At 75.0% G+C, this 24,451-nt stretch carries 22 protein-coding genes; 9 read left to right on the top strand and 13 right to left on the bottom strand.

Annotation, left to right across the window (positions count from 1 at the left end; translation table 11 throughout):
* The first annotated feature begins 25 nt into the window (after positions 1 to 25).
* Positions 26 to 1,489 carry an NAD(P)H-quinone dehydrogenase gene (locus tag GXB85_RS09055; RefSeq protein ID WP_161917328.1) on the top strand — a complete coding sequence of 488 codons (1,464 nt, stop codon included), beginning with the start codon at positions 26 to 28 and terminating at the stop codon, positions 1,487 to 1,489.
* A 70-nt stretch (positions 1,490 to 1,559) separates the two neighbouring features.
* Here the strand turns inward: GXB85_RS09055 and GXB85_RS09050 are convergent, their stop codons facing one another.
* From GXB85_RS09050 to GXB85_RS09015, 8 genes are all read right to left on the bottom strand, one after another.
* Positions 1,560 to 2,057, bottom strand: a complete 498-nt coding sequence (locus tag GXB85_RS09050; protein WP_161917327.1) for an NUDIX hydrolase — start codon at positions 2,055 to 2,057, stop codon at positions 1,560 to 1,562.
* 24 nt (positions 2,058 to 2,081) lie between these two features.
* Positions 2,082 to 3,866, bottom strand: coding sequence for a biotin carboxylase N-terminal domain-containing protein (locus GXB85_RS09045; RefSeq protein ID WP_161917326.1), 1,785 nt, complete (start codon positions 3,864 to 3,866; stop codon positions 2,082 to 2,084).
* Positions 3,867 to 4,044: 178 nt separating this feature from the next.
* Positions 4,045 to 4,686: a Maf family nucleotide pyrophosphatase gene (locus GXB85_RS09040; protein WP_161917325.1), complete on the bottom strand. Its 642-nt coding sequence runs from the start codon at positions 4,684 to 4,686 to the stop codon at positions 4,045 to 4,047.
* 49 nt (positions 4,687 to 4,735) lie between these two features.
* The gene (locus tag GXB85_RS09035) at positions 4,736 to 6,157 is read right to left on the bottom strand and encodes a dicarboxylate/amino acid:cation symporter (protein WP_161917324.1); all 1,422 of its coding nucleotides are present in this window, start codon (positions 6,155 to 6,157) and stop codon (positions 4,736 to 4,738) included.
* A gap of 237 nt (positions 6,158 to 6,394) precedes the next feature.
* Positions 6,395 to 8,119, bottom strand: coding sequence for a DUF885 domain-containing protein (locus tag GXB85_RS09030; protein WP_161917323.1), 1,725 nt, complete (start codon positions 8,117 to 8,119; stop codon positions 6,395 to 6,397).
* 54 nt (positions 8,120 to 8,173) lie between these two features.
* Complete coding sequence (locus GXB85_RS09025) at positions 8,174 to 8,818, bottom strand: DivIVA domain-containing protein (protein WP_161917322.1); 645 nt, start codon at positions 8,816 to 8,818, stop codon at positions 8,174 to 8,176.
* 67 nt (positions 8,819 to 8,885) lie between these two features.
* Positions 8,886 to 9,110: an acyl-CoA carboxylase epsilon subunit gene (locus GXB85_RS09020; protein WP_161917321.1), complete on the bottom strand. Its 225-nt coding sequence runs from the start codon at positions 9,108 to 9,110 to the stop codon at positions 8,886 to 8,888.
* On the bottom strand, positions 9,107 to 10,693 hold the full coding sequence (locus GXB85_RS09015) for an acyl-CoA carboxylase subunit beta (protein ID WP_161917320.1): 1,587 nt from the start codon (positions 10,691 to 10,693) through the stop codon (positions 9,107 to 9,109). The genes GXB85_RS09020 and GXB85_RS09015 overlap by 4 nt, the downstream gene beginning before the upstream one ends.
* Before the next feature lie 132 nt (positions 10,694 to 10,825).
* Between GXB85_RS09015 and GXB85_RS09010 the strand changes: the two genes are divergently transcribed.
* Both GXB85_RS09010 and GXB85_RS09005 read left to right on the top strand, forming a co-directional pair.
* Positions 10,826 to 11,695: a biotin--[acetyl-CoA-carboxylase] ligase gene (locus tag GXB85_RS09010; protein ID WP_370524112.1), complete on the top strand. Its 870-nt coding sequence runs from the start codon at positions 10,826 to 10,828 to the stop codon at positions 11,693 to 11,695.
* A gap of 14 nt (positions 11,696 to 11,709) precedes the next feature.
* A complete protein-coding gene (locus GXB85_RS09005) occupies positions 11,710 to 12,783 on the top strand; it encodes an adenylate/guanylate cyclase domain-containing protein (RefSeq protein ID WP_161917318.1) in 1,074 nt (357 codons plus the stop codon).
* Here the strand turns inward: GXB85_RS09005 and GXB85_RS09000 are convergent.
* On the bottom strand, positions 12,731 to 13,519 hold the full coding sequence (locus tag GXB85_RS09000; RefSeq protein ID WP_161917317.1) for an SOS response-associated peptidase: 789 nt from the start codon (positions 13,517 to 13,519) through the stop codon (positions 12,731 to 12,733). The genes GXB85_RS09005 and GXB85_RS09000 overlap by 53 nt on opposite strands.
* A 155-nt stretch (positions 13,520 to 13,674) precedes the next feature.
* Between GXB85_RS09000 and GXB85_RS08995 the strand changes: the two genes are divergently transcribed.
* Both GXB85_RS08995 and GXB85_RS08990 read left to right on the top strand, forming a co-directional pair.
* Positions 13,675 to 14,952 (top strand): multidrug effflux MFS transporter, encoded by a 1,278-nt coding sequence (locus GXB85_RS08995; RefSeq protein WP_237728121.1) that lies wholly within the window; start codon positions 13,675 to 13,677, stop codon positions 14,950 to 14,952.
* Between the two features lie 27 nt (positions 14,953 to 14,979).
* Positions 14,980 to 16,260 (top strand): pyridoxal phosphate-dependent aminotransferase, encoded by a 1,281-nt coding sequence (locus GXB85_RS08990; protein ID WP_161917315.1) that lies wholly within the window; start codon positions 14,980 to 14,982, stop codon positions 16,258 to 16,260.
* 96 nt (positions 16,261 to 16,356) lie between these two features.
* Here the strand turns inward: GXB85_RS08990 and GXB85_RS08985 are convergent, their stop codons facing one another.
* The 3 genes from GXB85_RS08985 to GXB85_RS08975 are packed head-to-tail and all read right to left on the bottom strand — an operon-like array spanning position 16,357 to position 18,390.
* A complete protein-coding gene (locus GXB85_RS08985; RefSeq protein ID WP_161917314.1) occupies positions 16,357 to 17,205 on the bottom strand; it encodes a DUF72 domain-containing protein in 849 nt (282 codons plus the stop codon).
* Positions 17,206 to 17,256: 51 nt separating this feature from the next.
* Entirely contained in the window at positions 17,257 to 17,817 is a 561-nt protein-coding gene (locus GXB85_RS08980; RefSeq protein ID WP_161917313.1) for a DinB family protein, read from the bottom strand.
* A gap of 33 nt (positions 17,818 to 17,850) precedes the next feature.
* Complete coding sequence (locus GXB85_RS08975) at positions 17,851 to 18,390, bottom strand: N-acetyltransferase family protein (protein WP_370524111.1); 540 nt, start codon at positions 18,388 to 18,390, stop codon at positions 17,851 to 17,853.
* Between the two features lie 88 nt (positions 18,391 to 18,478).
* Here GXB85_RS08975 and GXB85_RS18180 point away from each other — a divergent pair, with 88 nt between their 5' ends.
* Genes GXB85_RS18180 through GXB85_RS08960 form a run of 3 tightly spaced genes read left to right on the top strand, consistent with a single transcriptional unit; the run spans position 18,479 to position 21,593 of the window.
* Entirely contained in the window at positions 18,479 to 19,519 is a 1,041-nt protein-coding gene (locus GXB85_RS18180; protein WP_161917312.1) for a YihY/virulence factor BrkB family protein, read from the top strand.
* Positions 19,520 to 19,530: 11 nt separating this feature from the next.
* Positions 19,531 to 21,216 (top strand): glucose-6-phosphate isomerase, encoded by a 1,686-nt coding sequence (pgi, locus tag GXB85_RS08965; protein ID WP_161917418.1) that lies wholly within the window; start codon positions 19,531 to 19,533, stop codon positions 21,214 to 21,216.
* Positions 21,216 to 21,593, top strand: coding sequence for an RNA-binding S4 domain-containing protein (locus tag GXB85_RS08960; RefSeq protein WP_161917311.1), 378 nt, complete (start codon positions 21,216 to 21,218; stop codon positions 21,591 to 21,593). Before pgi ends, GXB85_RS08960 begins: the two co-directional genes overlap by 1 nt.
* 17 nt (positions 21,594 to 21,610) lie before the next feature.
* Here GXB85_RS08960 and GXB85_RS08955 read toward each other — a convergent pair whose 3' ends face one another.
* Complete coding sequence (locus GXB85_RS08955; RefSeq protein ID WP_370524110.1) at positions 21,611 to 23,539, bottom strand: penicillin-binding transpeptidase domain-containing protein; 1,929 nt, start codon at positions 23,537 to 23,539, stop codon at positions 21,611 to 21,613.
* 82 nt (positions 23,540 to 23,621) lie between these two features.
* Here GXB85_RS08955 and GXB85_RS08950 point away from each other — a divergent pair.
* The coding region (locus GXB85_RS08950; protein WP_161917310.1) for an SDR family oxidoreductase at positions 23,622 to 24,451 on the top strand (830 nt) is incomplete at its 3' end.

Raw genomic sequence — 24,451 nt, 5'->3', positions numbered from 1 at the left:
CCGTCGTGCTTGGCACAATGTCCAGGTGACCTCCACGACCCCCGGCCTCGCCGAACCCGCGCCCGAGCCCACCCCGCGCCCCCGCTCGGGCGGCCCGCACGTCGTCGTCGTCGGCGGAGGGCCGGGCGGGTACGAGGCCGCGCTCGTCGCCCGGAGGTCGGGCGCGCGCGTCTCGCTGGTCGAGCGCAGCGGCGTCGGTGGCGCAGCGGTGCTCACCGACGTGGTTCCGTCCAAGACCCTCATCGCGACGGCCGAGTGGATGACGATCGCGGACCGCGCCCCCGAGCTCGGGATCCGGACGGCGGGGCTGCCGACCGACGGCCCCGCGCGCGGGCACCAGGTGCTGCTGGACGAGGTCAACGCGCGTGTCCGGCGCCTCGCCGAGGCCCAGTCCCAGGACATCCGCACGCGGCTCGAGAACGAGGGCGTCGACGTGATCGAGGGCACGGGCCGGCTCGACGGGCCCGAGCGCGTGGTTGTCGCCGCGGACGAGCGCGAGCGGACCCTCGACGCCGACGTCGTCCTCGTGGCGACGGGCGCGACGCCGCGCGTGCTACCCGAGGCGCAGCCCGACGGCGAGCGGATCCTCACGTGGACGCAGCTCTACCACCTCGACCGGCTGCCCGAGCGGCTCGTCGTCGTGGGCTCGGGGGTCACAGGGGCCGAGTTCGCCGGGGCGTACCGCTCGCTCGGGTCGGACGTCGTGCTCGTCTCCTCGCGGGAGCGCGTGCTCCCCGGAGAGGACGCCGACGCGGCGCAGGTGATCGAGGACGTCTTCACCGACCGGGGGATGACGGTGCTCAGCAGGTCGCGCGCGGCCTCGGCGCGGCGCACGGCCGACGGCGTGGCCGTGACCCTGTCCGACGGGCGCGTGGTCGAGGGGTCGCACTGCCTCATGGCCGTGGGCTCGGTGCCCAGCACCGCCGGGATCGGCCTCGAGGAGGCCGGCGTGCACCTGGGCCCCGGGGGTCACGTCGAGGTGGACCGGGTGTCACGCACGAGCGCCCGCGGCGTGTACGCGGCGGGCGACTGCACGGGGGTGCTGCCGCTGGCCTCGGTCGCGGCGATGCAGGGCCGGATCGCGATGGCGCACGCGCTCGGCGACGCGGTGCAGCCGCTCGACCTGAGCGAGGTCGCAGCCAACATCTTCACGGCCCCGGAGATCGCGACAGTGGGGCGCTCGCAGCGCGCGCTCGACGAGGCCGGTGTGCGTTACGTCACGAGCACTCTCGCCCTCGCCCGCAACCCGCGGGCCAAGATGCTCGGGATGAAGGACGGCTTCGTGAAGCTGTTCGCGCACGCGGCGACGGGCACGGTGCTCGGCGGCGTCGTGGTCGCCCCCCGTGCGGGCGAGCTGATCTTCCCGCTCACCATCGCCGTGAGCCACCGCCTCACGTCCGACGACGTCGCGCGCTCCTTCACGGTCTACCCGTCGCTCTCGGGCTCGATCGCGGAGGTCGCGCGCGTGCTGCACGCGCGCGAGCCCTGACGCCGGGTCACGGGCCCCGGGGCCCTGGCCGTGCGGCCCCGGGCGTCGGCCCGCGTGCGTGGTGCCGGGATCAGCCGGGCAGCCGAGCGCGAAGCGTGGGCCAGGCGGCCGCGAAGGCGGGCAGCAGGGGCAGGCCTGGCACGCGGCTCGCGGCGACCCATGCGATCTCGAGGCTCTCAGGATCGGTGGGCCGCGGGTGCTGGGGGCCGGTCGCGTGCGCGACCACCGTCGTGTAGGACCACGGTCCGTGGTCGAGCACGTGCGTCGACCGGACCTCGAGAGCCTCGGGATCGATCCCCGCCTCCTCGGCCGCCTCGCGCAGCGCGCCGTCGACGGCGCTCTCACCCGGGGCGAGCGCACCACCGGGGATGCCCCACGTGCCGCCGTGGTCGCTCCACTCGGCACGGTGCTGCAGGACGACCTCGGGCTCGTCGTCCGTGTCGCCCGTGCGCACGGTGCGCGTGAGCAGCAGGCCGGCTGCTCCGTGGAGCCCCCAGTGCCGGGTGCCGCACGTGCACTCGAGCCAGCCGTCGCCCGGCTGCCGGTGGATGCCGGCCCCGCCCGTCACGACCTGCCCGTCACGAGCGCACCCTCAGCCCACGATCTCGCAGATCGCCGTGCCCGCGCTCACGCTCGCGCCGACGCCCGCGGTGAGCCCGCGCACCGTGCCCGCACGGTGGGCGACGAGCGGCTGCTCCATCTTCATCGCCTCGAGGACCACCACGAGGTCACCCTCGGCCACCTGCGCGCCGTCGTCGACCGCGACCTTGACGATGGTGCCCTGCATGGGGGAGGCGAGCGTGGTGCCGTTCGACCCGCCGGAGCGCGCCTGCGTCGTGCGGCGCGGCCGCGCCTGCCGCGCGGGGCCGCGGCCGCGGGCTCCCAGCCCGCCCAGGCCGGCCGGGAGCACGACCTCGATGCGCTTGCCGCCCACCTCGACGACGACGCGCTCGGTCTCGGGCTCTGCCGGGACGTCGTCCGCCTCGGTCGTGGACGGTCCGCCGAGGGTGCCGAGCCTCTCGGCGAAGCCCGTCTCGATCCAGCGCGTGTGCACGCTGAACGGGGTCAGGGGATCCGCCGGCACGAACTCGGGTGCCTCGAGGACGGCGCGGTGGAAGGGCACGACCGTCGGGATGCCGACGACCTCGAGCTCCCGCAGCGCGCGCCGTGCGCGCTCGACCGCCTGGGTACGGGTCGCGCCCGTGACGACGAGCTTGGCGATCATCGAGTCGAAGGCACCCGACACGGTGTCACCCTCGACGACGCCCGAGTCGACGCGCACACCCGGGCCGCTGGGCAGCACCAGGCGGGTGATGCGGCCGGGAGCCGGGAGGAAGCCCGCGGCAGGGTCCTCGCCGTTGATCCGGAACTCGATCGAGTGCCCGCGCGTCGGGACGTCGTCGTAGCCCAGGGGCTCGCCCGCGGCGATCCGTAGCTGCTCGCGCACCAGGTCGATCCCCGTGACCTCCTCGGTGACGGGGTGCTCGACCTGCAGGCGCGTGTTGACCTCGAGGAAGGAGACGGTGCCGTCCGCCGCGACCAGGAACTCGCACGTGCCCGCCCCCACGTACCCCGCCTCGCGCAGGATCGCGATCGAGGACTCCCGCAGCAGCTGCTCCTGCGCGGGCGTCAGGAACGGTGCGGGCGCCTCCTCCACGAGCTTCTGGTGGCGACGCTGGAGCGAGCAGTCGCGCGTGGAGACCACGACCACGCCACCGTGGGCGTCGGCCAGGCACTGGGTCTCCACGTGGCGTGGGGCGTCGAGGTAGCGCTCGACGAAGCACTCGCCGCGGCCGAAGGCTGCGGTCGCCTCGCGCACCGCGGAGTCGTACATCTCGCGGATCTCGTCGTGGCTGCGTGCCACCTTGAGCCCGCGCCCACCGCCGCCGAAGGCAGCCTTGATCGCGACCGGGAGGCCGTGCTCGGCGGCGAACCGCTCGACCTCGGTGGCGTCGGCCACGGGATCGGCCGTGCCCGCGACCAGGGGGGCACCCGCGCGCTGCGCGATGTGCCGCGCGCTGACCTTGTCGCCGAGCGACTCGATCGCCGAGGGCGGCGGCCCCACCCACGTGAGGCCCTCGTCGATGACGGCCTGCGCGAAGCGGGCGTCCTCCGCGAGGAACCCGTAGCCGGGGTGCACCGCGTCCGCCCCGCTGCGACGTGCGACGTCGAGCAGCTTGCCGATGTCCAGGTACGTGTCGGCCGCGCGCGCGCCGGCGAGGGCGAACGCCTCGTCGGCCAGGCGCACGTGCAGCGACTCGCGGTCCGGGTCGGCGTAGACGGCGACGCTCGCGATCTGCGCGTCGGCGCACGCGCGGGCGATGCGGACGGCGATCTCACCACGGTTGGCGATGAGGACCTTGCGGATCTCGGGCACGGCTCACCGTAACGTCCGGCGGCGCGGATCGATCCTCGGCGGCGGCTTGCCGCTCTACCTTTGGTGGAATCGGCAAAGGCCCCGGCGGGGGCTTTGTGCCGGACCACCATCGCACCCGGTCACGAGGCTCGGGCCCGGCCCGTGCGGGCCGGGGACTGTGGCGGCCCGACAGGCTCGCTCAGTGCGCGGTGGAGGAGGCCCACAGGTCGGGCACCGTCAGGTCCACCTCGGCGAGCAGGTCGCGCAGCAGCGGCAGGCTCAGCCCGACGACGCCGTGGTGGTCGCCCTCGATGCGGGTCACGAAGGGTCCGCCGAGGCCGTCGACGGTGAAGGCCCCCGCGACCGCGAGCGGTTCGCCGGTCGCGACGTACGCCTCGACCTCGGCGTCGCTGAGGTCGGCGAAGTGCACCACGGTCGACGAGGTCGCGCCCACCTGGGGGACCGGGCGGCCCGGGCGCAGGTCGACCAGCCAGTGACCCGTGTGGAGCACACCCGCGCGCCCGCGCATGCGGTGCCAGCGCCGCACGGCCTCGGCGGGCTCGTGCGGCTTGCCGAGCACCTCGCCGTCCAGCTCGAGCAGCGAGTCGCAGCCCAGGACGAGCGTGTCACCCGGTGCGAGCCCCTCGGCGACCTCCTGCGCCTTGGCCGCGGCCAGCACGAGGACGGCCTGTGCGGGGGCAGGGGTCCCGTCGGCAGCGGCCGCCGCGGCGAGCACGGCGTCCTCGTCGACGCCCGAGACGCGCACCGACGGCTCGATGCCCGCGGCTCGCAGGGTCGCGAGGCGGGCGGGGGACGCGGAGGCGAGGACGAGGGAGGCCACCGCCGCAGGGTAGCGGCGGTGGCCTCCGGGTGCCCCTGCGGACGGTCGGTCAGGCGCGTGCCGGCGCGCGGTCGGCGTTCTCGCCCGCGGCGGGCTCGGTCGTCGCCGCGTCCGCGGGCCGCGTCGGCTCGACGTCGTCCGCGAACGGGTCCGCGGCGTCGGTCGCGTCGTAGACCGCGCGGTCGAGGATGCCCGCACGGCGCGCGACGATCGTCGGCACCAGCGTCTGCCCCGCGACGTTGACCGCGGTGCGGCCCATGTCGAGGATCGGGTCGATCGCGAGCAGCAGGCCCACGCCCTCGAGCGGCAGGCCCAGCGTGGACAGGGTGAGCGTGAGCATCACGAGCGCGCCGGTGAGGCCGGCGGTCGCGGCCGAGCCGACGACCGAGACGAATGCGATGAGCAGGTAGTCCCACACCGAGAGCTGCACCCCGAACACCTGCGCGACGAAGATCGCCGCGAGCGCGGGGTAGATCGCGGCGCAGCCGTCCATCTTGGTGGTGGCGCCGAAGGGCACCGCGAAGGACGCGTACTCGCGCGGGACGCCCAGGTTGCGCACGGTCACGCGCTCGGTCACCGGCAGGGTCCCGAACGAGGAGCGTGACACGAACGCGAGCTGGATCGCGGGCCAGGCGCCGGCGTACCAGCGCAGCGGTGAGAGCCCGTGGGCCCGGAGCAGCAGCGGGTACAGCGCGAAGAGCACGAGCGCGAGCCCCACGTAGACGGCCACCGTGAAGGTCCCGAGCGGGGCGAGGAGCTCCCAGCCGTACGTCGCGACGGCGTTGCCGAGCAGGCCGAGCGTGCCGAGCGGGGCGAGCCGGATGACCCACCACAGGACCTTCTGGACGATCGCGAGGAGCGACCGGTTGAACGCGAGGAAGGGCTCGGCCGCGTCGCCGACCTTGAGCGCCGCGATGCCCACCGCGAGCGCGATGACCACGAGCTGCAGGGCGTTGAAGCTCAAGGAGGTCGAGGCGCCCGTGACCACGCCCTCGTCGGTCTGGAGGTTCGTCCCCGCGCTCAGGCCCAGGAAGTTCACCGGCAGCAGCCCGGTGAGGAAGTCGAGCCACGAGCCCGTGCGGGACGGAGCCGTGCCGTTGTCGGGCGTGAGGGTCGTGCTCAGGCCGGGCCGGAAGACGAGGCCCAGGACGATGCCGATGGTGACCGACGCGAGCGCAGTGACGGCGAACCACAGCAGCGTGCGACCCGCGAGCCGCGCGGCGTCGGTGACCTGCCGCAGGTTGGTGACCGACGCGATGATCGCGGTCACGATGAGGGGCGGCACGAGGGCCTTGAGCAGCGTGACGAATGTGCTGCCCAGGGTCGCGAGCGTGACGGTGAGACCGTTGGGGCTCTCGTCGGGCCCTTCGCCGATCGCGAGGGCGAGCAGGCCCAGGCCGATGCCGAGGACGAGTGCGGCGAGGATCTGGGTGCCGAAGGACGGCAGGCGGAGACGTGGCGTGGTCGCCATGGGGGTACCTCTCAGGAGTCAGGACGTGGGCGCGTACGCGCCGGCGTCGGCCTCAGCGGGCCGACGCGGCGCTCGAGGCGCCACGACATGACGAGCTGGCCTGACGTCGCAGGTCGACGTGCAGGCGCTCGGAGAGGTTCCAGGGGTTGGTCATGGCCGCACCACCGTACGGGTCATGGGATGTCACGTCGACGCGGCGGGCCGTGACGTCGGTCACGGGCCCGCCGCGTCGAGGTCTCAGGCGAGCGCGTCGGTCAGGACGTCGAGACCCACGGAACCGAGCCGCAGGGCGCGGGCGTGGAACTGCGCGAGGTCGGGCTGGTCGCCGCGCGCACGCGCGGCCGCCAGGGCCGTGTCACGCGCCTGCTCCCACAGCCGCTGGCCGACCTTGTACGACGGCGCCTGGCCCGGCCAGCCGAGGTACCGCGACAGCTCGAAGCGCAGGAAGCCCTCGTCCATGTTGACGTTGGCCCGCAGGAACTCCCACGCCTTGTCGGCGTCCCAGGTGCCGCCACCCCAGCGCTCGGGACAGGGCAGGCCGAGGTGCACGCCGAGGTCGAGCACGACGCGCGCGGCCCGCATGCGCTGGCCGTCGAGCATGCCGAGCCGGTCGCCCGGGTCGTCGAGGAAGCCCAGGTCGGCCATCAGACGCTCGGCGTAGAGCGCCCAGCCCTCGCCGTGGCCACTGACCCAGCACGCCAGGCGGCGCCAGCTGTTGAGCGTCGCGCGCTCGTGCACCGCCTGCGCGATCTGCAGGTGATGGCCGGGGACGCCCTCGTGGTAGACGGTCGTCTTCTCGCGCCACGTCGTGAAGGTCTCGACGCCCGGCGGGACCGACCACCACATGCGTCCCGGACGCGAGAAGTCGTCCGAGGGGCCGGTGTAGTAGATGCCGCCGTTCTGCGTGGGCGCGATCCGGCACTCGAGCCGGAGCAGCGGCTCGGCGATCTCGAAGTGCGTGCCGTCGAGGGCGGCGATCGCGGCGTCCGACGTCTCCTGCATCCAGGCGCGCAGCGCCTCGGTGCCGCGCAGCACGCGGGTCTCGTCGGCGTCGAGCACCGCGATCGCCTGGGCGACGCTCGCGCCGGGCCCCGCGATCTGGGCCGCCACGGCCTCCTGCTCGGCGATGACGCGGTCGAGCTCGGCCAGGCCCCACGCGTAGGTCTCGTCGAGGTCCACGGCAGCGCCGAGGAAGTACCTCGACCAGCGCGCGTACCGCTCGCGCCCGACGGCGTCCTGCGCGGGAGCCTGTGCGAGCAGCTCCTCGCGCAGGAAGGTCGCGAGGTCGGCGTACGCGCCGCGTGCGGCGGCGGCGCCCTCCTCGAGCTGCTTGCGGATCGCGGCGCACGCGGCCGAGCCGTCGAGCGCGGCCTCGGCCTCGGGTCCCGTCACGAGCCGCTCGAAGAACGAGCCGGGCGCCGCGAGCTCCTCGGCCTGGGCGGCGCACTCGAGCACCTGGCGCTGCGCGGCGACCCGCCCGCGCGACGCCGCGAGCCGGAGCGACTCCACGACGCCGGCCACGGCCGTCGGGAGCGCGGTGAGGCGCAGCGCGACGTTCTCCCAGTGCTCGGGCGTCGAGGTGGGCATCAGGTCGAACACGTCGCGCAGGTACTGCACGGGGGACGCGATGTTGTTGAGCATGCCCAGCAGCTCGTCGGCCTCGTGGAGCTCGAGCTCGAGCCCGATGCGCTCGCGCATGGCCGCGAGGGTGACGTGGTCGACCTCGTCCACGGGCTCGGCCGCGGCGAGCTCCTCGAGCACCGCGCGGGCTGCGGCGGCCCGAGCCGCCCAGCCTCCCGGGGAGAGGTCGGTCATCCGGTGGTCGTAGCCCGTCAGGCCCATCTCGGTGGCCGAGAGCGGGTCGAGGTCCGCGACGGTCCGGACGTAGCGCTCGGCGATCTCGTCGATCGCGCTGGGGGTGCGGCTGCGGCCCGTCGTCGGGCCGGAGGTCGTGTCGGTCATGGCAGGCAGACTATGCGCCCGCGTCAGGTGCAGGGGGCGTCGGGACGGTGCCGGTCAGCGTCGGGGACCCTCGCGCAGGACGGCGGCGACCTGGTCCAGGAGCTGGTCCACCTCGCGCTGGTCGTAGCCGTGGTCGAGCGTCATGCGGAACAGGACGCGCTCGACCATCTGCGCGGTCATCTCGGGGGCTACGCCCTGGCCCAGGAGCTCGAGCGCGACGGCCGCGTGCTCGAGGAACGCGTCGACCTCGTGGACGTCGTAGCCCAGGCCCCGGGAGATGAGCGTGAGCCCGCTCGGTGCGACCTGGCGCCCGTGCGGCGCCTGCGCGGGCGCCTCCCGCACGAACGGCCAGCCGTCGAGCACCGGAGGGCGCTCCCCCGCGAGGCCGGGGGCGTGCTGCTCCCAGCGGCGCAGCGTCGCCTCCACCTGGTCCAGGAAGTCGTCGACGTCGGCCTGGGCGTAGCCCACGTCACCGACGGTGCGGAAGCGTGCGCGCCGCACCTCGTCGGCCGTCACGTCGCCCACGCGCGCCCGGCCCGGCACCCAGCCGTTGTCGGGATCCCGCGTGGGGTCGTACACGTCGTCGACGAGGGGCCCGGGCGCGACGGCGGGCGGGCGGTACGGCGCCGTCCCCGGCTCGGGCGCGGGCAGCACCGTCGGGTCGAGGGTTCCGGACGCCTGTGGTGCGAGGGGGACCATGACCGGAGGGTAGGACAAATACGGACACAACGGGAGGGGGTGTCGCCGTCGCCACCCGATCGAGGGCTCAGCCGCGCGGGTGCAGGCTCCAGCGCCACGCGTCGGGGCCCGGGGCCGGCACGCGGGCCGCGGGGTGGAGCGCGCCGCGCCAGCGTCGCCCGGCGCGCGGGCCCGGCTCGTCCGAGCGGTCCGCGCCCGGAGGGTGGGAGCCGCGTGCCGCGAGTCCGGCCACCAGGGCGGCGAGCTCGACCTCGTCGGGCTCTCCGCGCACGACCCGTACGTCGGGGGTCACAGCGGGATGTTCCCGTGCTTCTTGGCGGGCAGCGCCGCGCGCTTGGTGCGCAGCGCCCGCAGCGCGCGCACCACCTCGAGCCGCGTCTCGGACGGGGCGATCACGGCGTCGACGTAGCCGCGGTCGGCCGCCTCGTAGGGGTTGACCAGCGCCTCGGTGTACTCGTCGGTGAGCCGTGCGCGCTCGGCCTCGACGTCGCCGCCGGCCTCGGCCACCTTCGCGAGCGCGCCGCGCTGGAGGATGTTGACGGCCCCGCCGGCGCCCATGACGGCCACCTGGGCGGTGGGCCACGCGAGGTTGACGTCGGCCCCGAGCTGCTTGGAGCCCATGACGATGTACGCACCGCCGTAGGCCTTGCGGGTGATGATCGTGACGAGCGGGACGGTCGCCTCGGCGTAGGCGTAGATGAGCTTCGCGCCGCGCCGGATGATGCCGTTCCACTCCTGGTCCGTCCCCGGCAGGAAGCCCGGCACGTCGACGAACGTCAGCACCGGCAGGTTGAACGCGTCGCACGTCCGCACGAACCGCGCCGCCTTCTCGGCCGCGGCGATGTCGAGGGTGCCGGCCATCTGCAGGGGCTGGTTGGCGACGACGCCCACCGGTCGCCCCTCGACGTGGGCGAACCCGACGAGCACGTTCCGCGCGTAGAGGGGCTGCACCTCGAGCAGCTCGCCGTGGTCGACGACGTGCTCGACCACCGTGCGCATGTCGTAGGGCTGGGAGTCGGAGTCCGGTACGAGGGCGTCGAGCTCGAGGTCGACCTCCGTGACCTCGAGCTCGGCGCCGTCGACGTCGTCCTCCCACACGGGCGGGTCGCTCAGGTTGTTCGACGGCAGGTACCCGAGCAGGGCCTTGACGTAGTCGATCGCGTCGTCCTCGTCGGCGCCCAGGTAGTGCGCGACGCCTGACCGGGTGTTGTGGGTCTGGCCGCCGCCCAGCTCCTCGAAGCCCACGTCCTCGCCGGTCACGGCCCGGATCACGTCGGGGCCCGTGATGAACATGTTCGAGGTGCCGTCGGCCATCACCACGAAGTCGGTGAGGGCGGGGGAGTAGACGGCTCCGCCCGCGCTCGGGCCGAGGATGAGCGAGATCTGCGGGATCACGCCCGAGGCCGCGACGTTGCGCCGGAAGATCTCGGCGAACTGGGTCAGCGCCGCCACGCCCTCCTGGATGCGTGCCCCACCGCCGTCGAGGATCCCGATGAGCGGCACCCCCGTGCGCAGTGCGAGGTCCATGACTTTGGTGATCTTCTGCCCGTGGGCCTCGCCCAGGGAGCCGCCGAAGGTCGTGAAGTCCTGGCTGTACACCGCGACCTGACGGCCGTCGACGGTGCCGTGGCCCGTGACCACCCCGTCGCCCGGGACGCGACGCTTGTCGAGCCCGAACGCCGTCGAGCGGTGGCGGACGAAGGCGTCGAGCTCGACGAAGCTGCCCTCGTCGAGCAGCGTCTCGATGCGCTCGCGCGCGGTCTTCTTGCCGCGTGCGTGCTGCTTGGTGCGTGCGGCGGCCTCGGCCTCGTCCACCGCCTCGCTGCGGCGGCGGGCGAGGTCGGCGAGCTTGGCGGCGGTCGTGTCGGTCGTCACGGCTCCGAGAGTAGTTGTCGCCTCCCGACATCCCGGATGCGGGTTCCGACCGTGTCGCGTGCGGCGGATGTGCGGATCTGCACAAACGCCCGCCGACCCGTGGGCCTGCGGCCCGCGGCTACCGTGGGGCGCGTGACGGATCCAGCCGACCGACGGCCCCTCGACGCCGCGCGGGTGCGTGCGCAGCTCGGCGCCGTGCCGGGCGTCGGGCGGGTCGAGGTGGTCGCGACGACGCCGTCGACCTCGGCCGACCTGGTCGCGGCGCTCGGCCGCGAGCCCGGGAAGTGGCCCGACCGGTCGGTGCTGGTGACCGACCACCAGAGCGCCGGGCGGGGCCGGGCCGGGCGCGCGTGGCAGACGCCGGCGGGCGTCGCCCTGACCGCGTCGTGGGTGCTGCGGCCCGCCGTGCCCGTCGAGTGCCTCGGGTGGGTCCCCCTGCTCGGCGGCCTCGCCGTCGTGCGTGCGCTCGCCGACGTCGGCGTGCGGGCGACGGTCAAGTGGCCCAACGACGTGCTCGTCGACCATCCCGGGCGCGTCGAGCTCGCGGGCTGGGGGGTGCGGCGCAAGGTCGCGGGCGTCCTCGCGGACCTCGTGCCCACGTCCGCCGGACCTGCCGTGGTGCTCGGCATCGGCGTCAACGTGCACCAGGCGGCGGCCGAGCTCCCCGTCGAGAGCGCGACGTCCTTGCGGGGGGTCGGGGTGGAGGTGGACAGGGCCGTGCTGCTCGCGGGACTCACGGGGCACCTGGTCGACCTGGACACCCGGTGGCGCGCCGCGTCGGGGGACGCCGAGGCGAGCGGGCTCGCGCGAGCGTGCGCCACGTCGAGCGCGACCCTGGGGGCGCGCGTCGAGGTCGAGCTGCCGGGCGGGGGCACGCTGCGCGGCGTCGCCTCCGGCCTGGGACCCGACGGCGCGCTCGTGGTCACCGAGGCGTCGGGACGCACCCGGACCGTGCTCGCGGGCGACGTGCGCCTGCGCCTCGAGGGAACCCGCACGGCGTGAACTAGCCTGACCGGGTGGGTGAGGGAACGGCGGACGAGGGCGGCCACGCCTCGACGCTCGCCGACCTCGAGGACCGTCTGCTCGGTGGCCCGCGTGAGCTCAGCCTCGTCGAGCTCGCGGAGCGCGCGGGGGGCGACGTCGAGGAGGTCAGGCTCTACTGGCACGCCCTGGGCCTGCCGACGCGCGGGGACGACGAGCCCGCGTACACCGCGACGGACGCGGACGTGCTGCACGAGCTGCTCGGGGCCGCCCACCGGTTCCACCTCTCCGCGCGCACCGCGGTCTCGCTGGTGCGCTCGGTGGGCCACACGACCGACCGACTGGTGCTGTGGCAGGTCGAGGCGCTCGTCGAGCAGGTCGCGGAGCGGTACGGGCTCGACGACGTGAGCGCGCGCCTGACCGTGCTCGACCGGCTCGCGGAGCTCAGCCCGGTGCTCGAGCGGCAGCTGGTGCACGCATGGCGGCGGCAGCTCGCGGCCATCGCGCGGCGCTTCGCCGACGAGCTCGCCGACGCTCGGGACCCGGGGTCCGGGGGTGACGAGCTCCCGCTCGCCCGTGCGGTCGGCTTCGCCGACGTGGTCGGTTTCACGAGGCGTACCGCGGACCTGGGGCCCCACGAGCTCGCAGACTTCGTGCAGGGCTTCGAGGCGCGGGCGCGCGACGTGGTGACGGCCGCGGGCGGGCGGGTGGTGAAGACCATCGGCGACGCGGTGCTGTTCGTCGCGGACGACGTCGCCCGGGGATCCGCGGTCGCCCTGGGGCTCGCCGCGACGTTCGGGACGCACGCCGCGACGCCCGTGCGCGTCAGCCTCGTGTGGGGACGCGTGCTGTCGCGCTTCGGCGACGTCTTCGGTCCGTCGGTCAACCTCGCGGCCCGGCTCACGGACGTCGCCGAGCCCGGCACCGTGCTGGTCGACTCGTCGACCGCCGCGCTCCTTCCGACGCGCCTGGCGACCGCGGACACGGGCGACGTCTCACCGGGTCCGGTGGTCGAGCGCGTGCTCCCCGGCCTGGGCCCCGTGCGGACAGTGACGCTCAGCCCTCGAGCGGGAGACCCGGAGGTGCCTGGGCGGCCTCGGGCAGGCTGATCGGCTCGACGAGCTCGGGCCCGTCGGTGCCGACGCGGTTGACCGCCGTCGACACGGGCGTCGCGACGAGTCGCGGCGCGGGCCCGTGCAGCAGCCCGACGGCGTCCGTGGCCTGGTCGCGGGCCGGGTCGAGCCACGCGTCCCAGCGATCGGCGGGGAGCACGACGGGACGGCGGTCGTGGATCGCGGCCAGCTCGGGGTGGTCGGGCGGTGCCGCGCCCGTCACGACGGTCGTGCTCACGAGCCAGCGGTCCGGGTCGTCGTCGGCCCTCGTCGGGTCCCGCCAGAACTCGTAGAGACCCGCGAACGCGAGCGGGCCGCCGTCGGGGTCGTGGATCCAGAACGGCTGCTTGGGCGCGCGGGCCCCGCCGTCGGGGGCCGGCTGCCACTCGAAGTAGCCCTCGGCCGGCACCAGGCAGCGTCGCGCCGTGAGGGCGCGCCGGAACGCCGGCTTGTCGGCGAGCGACTCGGCGCGTGCGTTGATCATGCGCGCGCCGATGCGCGGGTCCTTGGCCCACGAGGGCACGAGCCCCCAGCGTGCGAGCCGCAGGGCCCGCGCCGCGGGCGCGCCGCGGGGAGCGTCGCGCGGCACGCGCTCGACCACGAGGCGCACCGCGTCCGTCGGCGCGACGTTCCACGACGGCGGGAGCAGGGCGGCGTCCCCGGCGACCTCCTCGACCGCGAAGTGGTCGGCCAGGTCCTGGGCCTCCCGGAACGAGGCGTAGCGTCCGCACACAGGACCAGCATGCCCCTGGCCGCCGACATCGGCGGCTCCGCCGGCCCCGCCCGCCGGGAATGCCCGTGAGCCTCGAATCGTTACGATGCTTCGGTGCAGGTCACAGGCCCGCCGCACCGTCCGACCGACCGTCCCGAAGCCCGAGAGCGCACCACATGACCTCCGCACCACCGCCCGCCCCCACGCACCACGGTCGTGCCCACGCGGCACCCACGGCGGGCTTCGTCGTGCTCATCGGGATGCTCACCCTGCTGCCCGCCGTGACGACGGACATGTACCTGCCCTCGCTCCCCGAGGTCGCGAGCGACCTGCGCGCGGACGAGGCCGGCGCGCAGCTGACCATCACGGGCATGCTCATCGGCGGTGCGCTGGGCCAGCTCGTGGTGGGTCCCTTCTCCGACCGGGTCGGCCGTCGTCGCCCCGTGCTCATCGGCGTGGGTCTGCACGCCCTGCTGTCGCTGCTGTGCGTCGTCGCGGCGACCATCGAGCAGCTCGTCGCGCTCCGGATCGCGCAGGGGGCCGCGAGCGCGGGGGCCACCGTCGTGGCGATGGCGGTCATCCGGGACCGCTACGCGGGCTCGGAGGCCGCGCGCCTGATGTCGCGGCTCATGCTCGTGATCGCGGTCGCGCCGCTGCTCGCGCCCACCGTCGGCGGCGTGATCGCGGACGCCTGGGGCTGGCGCGCGGTGTTCGTCGCCCTCGCGCTCTTCGCCGTGGTGATGTGGCTGGTCGTGGCGCGGTTCCTGCCCGAGACGCTGCCTGTCGGGCGTCGCAGCACCCACGGGCTGGGCACGTCGCTGCGCGGCTACGTGGGCCTGCTGCGCGACGGCCGGTTCGTCGCGCTCGCGGTGATCCCGGGGCTCGGCATGTCGGTGATCATGAGCTACGTCGCCGGCAGCCCGTTCGTCCTCCAGCAGGGCTACGGGCTCAGCCCCCAGCAGTTCGCGCTCGTCTTCGCGATCGGCGGCACGTCGCTCGTCGTCGGCTCCCAGACGAACGCGGCGCTCGTGCGACGCGTCGGCCCGTTGCGGCTGCTCCGCGTCGGGCTGCCCGCGGCCGCGGTCGCGACGGCCGCGCTCGTGGTGGTCGCCGTCGGCCGGGTGGGCGGGATCGTCGCCTTCGTCGCGGCGGTGTGGCTCGCGTTCACCCTGCTCGGCTTCGTCATGTCGAACGCCTCGGCGCTGGCCCTCACGAGGCACGGTGAGCGCGCCGGCACGGCGGCCGCGGTCATCGGCTTCCTCCAGGCGGGCCTCGCGGGTCTGGTGAGCCCGCTCGTCGGCCTCGTGGGCGGCGACGCCCGCGCGATGACGGGCGTGATGCTCGCGAGCCTGCTCACCGCGCTCGCGGTGCTGACGTTCGGGGTCCGGGCGTACCGCCCGGGGGCGTGGCTCGACCAGGGCGTCGACGAGCCCGCCGTGGCAGCCGCGCACTGAGCCGGTCGCGCGACCTAGCCTGGCCCGATGGCCACGCCCTCCTCGTCCCCTGAACCGCGCTGGCGGGCCGTGGCGCGGGGCGCCGGCCTCGTCGACGCGGACGGCGGCCTGCGCCGCACCGTCTTCGCGGAGATGTCCGACCTCGCGGGTCGCACCGGTGCGCTGAACCTCGGTCAGGGGTTCCCCGACGTCGACGGCCCCGCGCACGTCGCCCGCGCGGCCGAGCGAGCGATCCGCGAGGGTCGCAACCAGTACGCGCCAGGCTCGGGAGCACCCGAGCTGCGTCGTGCCGTCGCGGCTCACGCCCGACGCCACTACGGGCTCGAGGTCGACCCCGCGGACGAGGTGCTCGTGACGACCGGCGCGACCGAGGCGATCGCCGCGGCGATCCTCGCCCTGGTGGGCCCGGACGACGAGGTCGTCGTGCTCGAGCCCTACTACGACTCCTACGCGGGTGCGGTCGCGATGGCGGGTGCGCGCCTGGTGCCGGTGGGCCTGCGCCCCGGTCCCGAGGGGTTCCGTCTCGACGGCCCGGCGCTCGAGCGGGCCGTCACGTCGCGCACCCGCATGATCCTGCTCAACAGCCCGCACAACCCCACCGGGGCGGTCCTCGACGAGGACGAGCTCGTGGTCGTGGCGGACGTCGCGAGGGCCCACGACCTGCTTGTCGTGACCGACGAGGTCTACGAGCACCTGACGTTCGACGGCGTCCGGCACGTGCCGGTCGCGACCCTGCCCGGCATGGCCGAGCGCACGCTGCGCATCTCGTCGGCGGGCAAGTCGCTGTCGTTCACGGGCTGGAAGGTCGGCTGGCTCACGGGGCCGGCTGACCTGGTGGCGGCCGTGCGCACGGTCCAGCAGTACCTCACCTACACCTCGGGGGCGCCCTTCCAACCCGCGGTGGCCGAGGCGCTCGCGGACGAGGACGGGCGTGTCGCGCGTCATCTCGCCGAGCTCGCGGACGGGCTCGCGCGGCGCCGCGACCTGCTCTGCGCGGGGCTCGAGCGGCTGGGGCTGGGAGTCGTCGTCCCGCGCGGCACGTACTTCGTGGTGACCGACGCGGCACCGCTCGGCCTGCACGACGGCGTCGCGCTGTGCCGGCGGATGCCCGAGGAGCTGGGCGTGGCCGCGGTCCCGGTCGCGGCCTTCTGCGCGGACGGCTCGCCCACGGCTCGTGCGCTGCGCAGCCACGTGCGGCTGACCTTCGTCAAGCGCGCCGAGGTGCTCGAGGAGGCGCTCGTCCGCCTCGAGGGGCTCGCGGGGCTTGCCGGTGAGGCGGGTCCGACGGACGGTCGCGTGATCAACTGACGGCTGACCAGCCGTGACGCGAGCGACTGTCCCCAGGTTTGTCCACGATGTGTGGATTGTCCGATCTTGGTGTACGGCAGCGTCGCGCGGCGCGTGTCAGCGGGGAGGCTCGACGAGGGCGGCGAGCCGCCGGGCGTCGAACGGTGCGTGCACCTTGGCGTCGTTGTCGAAGTACACGAGCACGTCGAGGCCGTCGGCGGCCCACGCCCGCACGCGCCCGGCCCAGGCCTCGAGCGCGTCGTCGTCGTACCCGCTCACGTACAGCTCCTCGGCGCCGTGCAGGCGCACGTAGACGAGGTCGGTCGTGACGTCGAACAGCTGCGGGAACCGCCCCGCGGTGTCGGCCACCACCAGGCCGAGGTCCAGCGCCCGCAGCTGCGTGACCACCTCGGGCGCCGCGAAGCTGGGGTGTCGCACCTCGAGCACGTGCCGCAGGCGACGCTCGGCGCCGGCCTCGGTCCACGCCCGGCCGTCGAGCCGCGCGTCGTGCCCCCGGGCGATCTCGGCGGCGGCGCTGGTCGAGCGCGGCAGCAGCTCGGCGAACCGCGCGAGCACCTCGGCGTCGTACGCGAGCGTGGGCGGCAGCTGCCACAGCACGGGACCCAGCTTGGGCCCGAGCGCGAGCACGCCCGAGGCGAAGAAGTTGGCGAGCGCCTGCTCGACCCCGCGCAGGCGCAGCATGTGCGTGAGGTAGCGCCCGCCCTTGACCGAGAACAGCACGTCGTCGGGCGTCTCGGCGGCCCAGCGCCGGTAGCTCTCGGGCCGCTGGAGGGCGTAGAACGAGCCGTTGACCTCGATCGTGCTGAGCTGCTCGGTCGCGTAGGCGAGCTCGGCGCGCTGGGGGAGGCCGCGCGGGTAGAACGTGCCGCGCCACGGTGCGTACCGCCAGCCCGAGATGCCCACACGCACGTGGCCCGTGCCCGACGGCGAGGGGTGCGTGGCCATGGTGAGCACGCTAGGAGGGTCGCGCGGCCGGCGCGCGCCGGGCTGCTCGGGCTACTCCCCGGTCTGCCCGTCGACCGCCTCGCGCAGCAGGTCCGCGTGCCCGTTGTGCCGCGCGTACTCCTCGACCATGTGGCACAGGATCCAGCGCAGGCTCGGCACGCGTCCGTCGGAGGTCGTGCCACGCGCGGGCTGGTCGAGCCCGCCCCCGGCGAGGGCCTCGGCGGTCGCGGTGCGCGACCGTTCCACCGCGTCGCGCCACAGCCGGTGCAGCTCGACCGGCGGGTCCTGCGCGGCCGAGTGCCAGTCCCAGTCCTCGTCCGCGGCCCAGTCCACGGTGTCCCACGGCGGCGCGGACGGGGCGCCGCGCAGCCGACGCACGAACCAGTGGTCCTCGACGTACGCGAGGTGCTTGAGCATGCCGCCGAGCGTCATCGTCGACGCGGCCGTGGTGGCCGCGAGCCCGGCGGCGTCGAGGCCGTCCACCTTCCACGCGAGCGTCGCGCGCTGGAACTCGAGGAAGCCGAGCAGCGTCCCGGCCTCGTCCGCGGCGAGCGGTGGCTCGGGGCGCCCCTGGGGGTCGACGACGACGGAGTCCTGCGGCTGGTCACCCATGCGGGGACGGTAAGCGCGGCGGCGCGTGTGCGGCTACGTGATTCCGACGGAGTCGCTGCGCCGCTCGATGAGCGTGACGTCGCGCCACACGCCGTCGAGCCGGCCCACGCGTGCACGCGTGCCGACCACGCGGAAGCCGTGCCGCGCGTGCAGCGCGAGGCTCGCGACGTTCTCGGGGAAGACGCCGGCCTGCAGCGTCCAGACCCCCGCGTCCTCGGTCGAGGTGATGAGGTGTCGCAGCAGGGCCGAGCCGACGCCGCGCCCGCGTGCGGCGCGGGCCACGTACACGCTGTGCTCGAGCACGCCCGCGTACACGCACCTGCTGCTCACGGGCGAGCACGCGACCCAGCCCAGCAGGGCGCCGTCGACCGTCGCGACCCACCGGTGCTCGTCGCTGTGGCCCGCATCCCACGTCTCCCACGTGGGGACGGTGGTCTCGAACGTCGCCGAGCGGTCCTCGAGGCCCTCGGCGAAGACGGCGGCCACGGCCGGCCAGTCGTGCGACGTCATCGCGCGCACGACGACCTCGCTCGGTCGCTCGACGGCAGGTGTCGCCGGGTGGTCGCTCGTCACGACGGCATCGTGCCACGCGCACGGACGGTGGGTGCGCCTGCGCCCCGCCCGGTCCGCCCGGCCCGCCCACCCGGGCTACGGTCGTCGGGTGGTGCGAGGGGTGCGGGGCGGCGTCCGGGGAGCGGAGCGCCTCGACCGGCTCGAGGAGGCCGCCACCGGTCGACTGCTCCTGGGCACGGTCGACGCGGGGCTGCTCGCCGTGCGCAGCGCACGCCGGGTGGTCGAGGTGCGGGTCACGGGTCTCGCGGCCGAGATGACCTACTACGCGCTCATCTCGCTGCTCCCGCTGCTCACGGCCACGGGCGCCGCGCTGGGGTTCCTCGAGCGCTTCGTGGGTGCCGAGCGGGTGCAGCGGGTCGAGGACGGCCTGGTCCAGGGCCTCGGCCGGGTGTTCGACCCCGAGGTGACCCGCGACGTCCTCGCGCCGCTCGTGCGGGGCCTGCTCGAGCAGGAGCGCACGGGCGTCGCCGTCGGCTCCGTGCTCGTCGCGCTCTGGCTCGCGAGCCGCATGTTCCGCGCGGCGATCCGCGCCCTCGACGACGCCTACTCGGTCCCCGAGCGGCGCTCCCTCGTGCTCCAGGTGGTGCTCGGTCTCGGGTTCGCGCTGGGGGCCGTCGTCACCCTCGTCGTGGTGCTCGCGATGGTCGTGGTCGGCCCCCTGCTGGGCGGGGGTGCCGCGCTCGCCGAGCGATGGGGCACCGGTGAGGCCTATCTCGCCGCGTGGTCGGTGGGGCGCTGGGCGCTGGTGGGCGGGGTGAGCACCGCGTTCCTCACGCTGCTCTACCGCTACGGCCCGGCCCTCGACCACACGTGGCGGCGCTGCCTGCCCGGCGCGCTGCTCGGCACGGTCGGGCTCGTGCTCGTCGCGTGGGCCTTCGCGACCTACCTCGACGTGGTCGGGTCGTCGGGCCCCGACGTCGCCCAGGCGACCGCCGCCGTGCGGGCCGCGGCCCAGGCGGTCGGGGCCGTGCTCGCCGGCGTGCTGTGGCTCTGGCTGTCCAGCATCGTGATCCTGGCAGGTGGTGTGGTCAACGCCGAGCTCGAGCGGCTGCCCGGACGTCCCGCACCGGCAGGTGCCGGAGGTCACTACGGTGGTGCCGAGCACCCATCCGCAGGAGGAGACGCGTGAGCGACGCAGCCATCGAGGCGCCCATCGACCCGACGACGACGAGCGCGTGGGCCGCGCTCGGACGCCACCGCGAGGCCCTCGAGCCCGACCTCCGCGGCTGGTTCGCGGCCGACCCGGCGCGCGCGGAGCGCCTCACCCGCACGGTGGGCGACCTGCACGTCGACCTGTCGAAGAACCTCGTCACCGACGAGACGCTCGAGCTGCTGACCCGCCTGGCCGAGGAGGTCGGGCTGCGCGGTCGCATCGAGGCCATGCTCCGCGGCGACCGGATCAACGTCACGGAGGACCGTGCGGTGCTGCACACCGCGCTCCGGCGGCCACCGGGTGCGCAGCCGCGGCTCGTGGTCGACGGGCAGGACGTCGACGCCGACGTCCAGACCGAGCTCGACAAGGTCTTCGCGTTCGCCGACAAGGTGCGGTCGGGTGAGTGGACGGGCATCACCGGCGAGCGCATCCGCACCGTGGTGAACATCGGGATCGGGGGCTCCGACCTCGGCCCGGTCATGGCGTACGAGGCGCTGCAGCCGTACGCGAGCCGCGACGTCGCGCTGCGCTTCGTGTCCAACATCGACCCGACCGACGTCGCCGAGACCCTCGCGGACCTCGACCCGCGCACCACGCTCTTCGTCGTCGCGTCGAAGACCTTTGGCACGCTCGAGACGCTCACCAACGCACGGCTCGCGCGCACCTGGCTCTGGGAGGGACTCGACGCCGGTGGGGCGATCGACGCGGGCGACGAGGCCGCACGCGGGCAGGCGGTGGCGCGGCACTTCGTCGCGGTCTCGACGGCGCTCGACAAGGTCGCGGCGTTCGGCATCGACCCGGCGAACGCGTTCGGCTTCTGGGACTGGGTGGGCGGCCGCTACTCGCTCGACTCGGCGATCGGCACCTCGCTCGCCGTCGCGATCGGCCCCGACGCGTTCCGCGAGCTTCTCGCGGGCTTCCACGCGGTCGACGAGCACCTGCGCACGGCGCCGCTCGAGCGCAACGTGCCCGTGCTCATGGGCCTGCTCAACGTCTGGTACGTCAACTTCCTCGACGCCCACACGCACGCCGTCCTGCCCTACGCCCAGCACCTGCACCGGTTCCCGGCCTACCTGCAGCAGCTCACCATGGAGTCCAACGGCAAGTCCGTGCGCTGGGACGGCTCCGCGGTGACCACGCAGACCGGCGAGGTGTTCTGGGGCGAGCCCGGCACCAACGGCCAGCACGCGTTCTACCAGCTCATCCACCAGGGCACGCGCCTCGTCCCGGCGGACCTCCTCGCGTTCGCGACCCCGGCGCACCCGCTGCGCGACGGCGAGACCGACGTGCACGAGCTCTTCCTCGCCAACTTCTTCGCCCAGTCCAAGGCGCTCGCGTTCGGCAAGACGGCCGACGAGGTGCGCGCCGAGGGGACGCCCGAGCACATCGTGCCCGCACGCGTGTTCAGCGGGAACCGCCCGACGACGTCGATCCTCGCGCCCGCCCTGACCCCGGCCGTGCTCGGGCAGCTCATCGCGCTGTACGAGCACATCACCTTCGTCCAGGGCGTGGTGTGGGGCATCGACTCGTTCGACCAGTGGGGCGTCGAGCTCGGCAAGGTCCTCGCGACCGAGGTCGCGCCCGCGGTCGCGGGTGACACCGCTGCGCTCGAGGCGCAGGACCCGTCGACCCGCGCGCTGATCACGTACTACCTGGCGCACCGGGAGCGGTGATGGACAGGTCCGGGCGGGCGCGTGTGGACGCCTGGACCTGGGCCGTCCGGCTGTTCAAGACCCGTTCGGCGGCGGCCGTGGCGTGCCGCGCAGGCCATGTCAGGGTCAACGGCGAGCGTGCCAAGCCCGCGACACCCGTGGGCGTGGGCGACGAGGTTCGCGTGCGGGGCGTCGGTCCCGAGCGCGTGGTGGTGGTGCGCGGCGTGCTGGTCAAGCGTGTGTCGGCCGCGCTCGCGGCCGAGGCGTTCGAGGACCTCACCCCGCCCCCGCCCCCGCCGGCCGAGCGGCCGGCCGTGGTCGCCCAGCGGGACCGCGGGGCAGGGCGGCCGACCAAGCGCGAACGGCGCGAGATCGACCGGCTGCGCGGGAGGGCCTGAGGGCTCCGCCCCCCGGCTCAGGCGACCCCGGCGAGCAGCTGCTCCAGGAGCGGGCCGGCCGTGGTCGAGCCGTAGTCGCCGTCCTCGACGAAGACGGCGAACGCGAGGTCGCCCCGGGCGGCGATCATCCACGCGTGGTTGTGGGCGTCGTCGCCCGCGCCGGTCTGGGCGGTGCCCGTCTTGGCGAGCACGTCGCCGTCGTCGGCGAGGAACGTCGCGCCGCCGTCGGTCACGACCGCGCGCATGAGCTCGCGCAGCTGCGTCGCCTCGTCGGGCGTGAGCACCGCGGCCGGTGCCACGGGCTCGGGCGGCTCGGCGCCGACGAGCCACGGGGTCACCGTGGTACCCGCAGCCACCGATGCGGCGACGGTGGCCATCGCGAGCGGCGACGCCTGCACGCGGCCCTGGCCGATCATCGAGGCCGCGTGGTCGGTGCCCGTCGAGTCGGTGGGCACCGACCCGAGGAACACGGGGTAGCCGAGCGTCGCGCCCACCTCACCGGCCCCGATCCCGAGCGAGGCCGCCGCGTCGGCGAGGGCCTCGGGTGGTGCGTCGCCGCGCGCTCCGATGAAGGCCGTGTTGCACGAGTGCGCGACGGCCGTCCGCAGGTCGATCGCGCCCGTCGCGGCGTCCGGGTACCCCGGGAAGTTCTCGAACGTGCGGCCGTCCACCTCGATCGAGGTGGGGCACTCGACAGGGGAGTCCGGTGTGAGGCCCGCGCGCAGCAGCGCGAGCGAGCTCACGACCTTGAACACCGAGCCAGGCGCGAACGTGCCCACGGTCGCCGTCGCGAGGCCTTCGCTGCCCGGGCCGTCAGCCACGGCCCGCACCGCCCCGGTGGTGGTGTCGACGACCACGATCGCCGCCGCCGGCGTGACGTCCGCGAGCACCGCCTCGGCTGCGGTCTGCACGGCCGGGTCGAGCGTGGTCCGCAGCGGCTCGCCGGCCTCCGGCTCGCGCTCGAAGAGCAGCCGGGTGCCGCTCCCGTCGGGCTGCGCGGCCGTGATCGTGAGCCCGGGCGTGCCGCGCAGCTGGTCGTCGTACTGCCGCTGGAGGCCGGACAGCCCGGCGAGGTCGCCCGCGACGACCTCACCCTGCGAGGCCTCGACGATCTCCGCCGTGGCCGGGCCCGCGGTGCCGAGCACGGCGCGCGCGAACGTGCGGCTCGGGGCGAGGGGGAGCTCGTCGTCGACCGCGCGCACGCCCTCGATCTCGAGCGCCTCGGCGACGTCGTACCCCGGGTCGCCGACGCGCACGACCATGGCCTCGACGAAGGCCTTCTCGCCCGCCGCGGCGACGCGCTCGGCGTAGGCGTCGGCGTCGAGCCCGAGCTGCTCGGCGAGCGCGCGGGCGGCCCTGGTCGCGCCGTCGGCGTCGACCCACGTCTTGTCGACGCCCAGCCGCTGCACCGGTCGGGGCTCGACGATCGCGACGTCGCCCGCGCCCAGCACCGGGGCCCGCTCGGCCCGGGTGCGGGTCGACGTCAGGACCTCGCCCTCGCTCAGGTCGGGTGCGACGACGGCGGGGGACCACGCGACCTGCCAGCTCGGCTCGTCGTCCGTTTCGACGAGCGTGAGCCGCGCCGTCGTCGTGTACGTCCAGTCGACGGGGCTGTCGTCGAGGTCCCACGTGTGCGCGAGGGTCGCGGTCGCGGTACGCGGCGTCGCGTCGTCGTCCTGGACGACCTCGGTGACCTCGACCGCGGGGCGCAGGCCGAGCGGTTCGACGGCCGCCGTGAGCTCGGCGGTCGCGCGGCCCGGGTCGTCGAGCGGCACGTCGCTCAGGTCGCCCGAGGAGAGGCCCGCGGCGAGCGCCCGCGCGGCGTCGTCGGGCGCGGGATCGGGTGCCGAGCACGCCGTGAGCGTCGCGACTCCCAGCGCCAGGACGACGGTGGCGGCCGCGAGGTGACGTCCGGTGCGCGGACGCGGGTGGTGGAGCACGGTCACGGAACCCCCTGCACGTCGGACCGGATCTGGCCCAGGCTAGCCCGACGCGCGCCCTGCCCGGGGCCGGGTTAGCGTCCGTGCGATGGGACGTCGTGAGGCCGGGGCCGTGGTGGTGACGGGCGCCTCGAGCGGGATCGGGCGGGCGACCGCCGTGCGGCTCGCGCGCCCCGGGGCGAGGCTCGTGCTCGCAGCGCGCGGGGAGAGCGGTCTGCGCGACGTCGAGCGGGTGTGCGCCGACCGCGGCGCGCACGTGCTCGTGGTGCCGACCGACGTCACGGACGCCGCGTCCGTCGCGCGACTCGTCGACGCGGCCGTGGCGCGGTTCGGCGGGATCGACGTGTTCGTCGGGGCGGCCGCCGTGTGGAGCTACGGCCGATTCGAGCAGACGCCGCCCGACGTGGTGCGCCAGGTGATCGAGACGACGCTGCTCGGCCAGCTCACGTGTGCGCGCGCGGTGCTGCCCGCCCTGCGGGCACGCCGCGGCACGCTCGTGCTCGTCGCGTCGATGTACGGCCGGCTCGCGTCACCGCTCGTGTCGCCCTACGTCGCCGCCAAGTGGGGGCTCGTCGGGTTCGCCGAGGCGCTGCGTCAGGAGCTGCACGGCTCGGGGGTCGACGTCGTCACCGTCCTGCCGGCCGCGGTCGACACCCCGATCTACCGGCACGCGGCCAACTACACGGGCCGGCCCCTGCGGCCGCTCCCGCTCATGGTGGGCCCGGGGCGCGTCGCCCGCGCGGTCGAGCGGAGCCTGCGGCGGCCGCGGCGGCAGGTGCTCGTCGGTCGCGCGCACCGCGTGGGTGTGCTGCTCCACGACCTCGCCCCGGGCGTGTACGAGCGCCTCGCGAGGGCCGCCGTGCCGCGGCTCGTGCTGCGCGACGGTGACGTGCCTGCGCACGACGGGACCGTGCACCG

The sequence above is a fragment of the Cellulomonas sp. APG4 genome (assembly GCF_009996735.1).
GTDB lineage: Bacteria > Actinomycetota > Actinomycetes > Actinomycetales > Cellulomonadaceae > Actinotalea.
The sequence above is the reverse complement of the archived record's forward strand: the minus strand, read 5'-3'. Positions and strand labels throughout refer to the sequence as shown.

What these genes read in the sequence shown, in the direction of transcription:
- GXB85_RS09035 (WP_161917324.1), bottom strand. Translation starts at nt 6,157, where the DNA reads ATGGCGACCACGCCACGTCTCCGCCTGCCGTCCTTCGGCACCCAGATC.
- GXB85_RS09030 (WP_161917323.1), bottom strand. Translation starts at nt 8,119, where the DNA reads ATGACCGACACGACCTCCGGCCCGACGACGGGCCGCAGCCGCACCCCC.
- GXB85_RS09025 (WP_161917322.1), bottom strand. Translation starts at nt 8,818, where the DNA reads ATGGTCCCCCTCGCACCACAGGCGTCCGGAACCCTCGACCCGACGGTG.
- GXB85_RS08995 (WP_237728121.1), top strand. Translation starts at nt 13,675, where the DNA reads ATGACCTCCGCACCACCGCCCGCCCCCACGCACCACGGTCGTGCCCAC.
- GXB85_RS08990 (WP_161917315.1), top strand. Translation starts at nt 14,980, where the DNA reads ATGGCCACGCCCTCCTCGTCCCCTGAACCGCGCTGGCGGGCCGTGGCG.
- GXB85_RS08985 (WP_161917314.1), bottom strand. Translation starts at nt 17,205, where the DNA reads ATGGCCACGCACCCCTCGCCGTCGGGCACGGGCCACGTGCGTGTGGGC.
- GXB85_RS08980 (WP_161917313.1), bottom strand. Translation starts at nt 17,817, where the DNA reads ATGGGTGACCAGCCGCAGGACTCCGTCGTCGTCGACCCCCAGGGGCGC.
- GXB85_RS08960 (WP_161917311.1), top strand. Translation starts at nt 21,216, where the DNA reads ATGGACAGGTCCGGGCGGGCGCGTGTGGACGCCTGGACCTGGGCCGTC.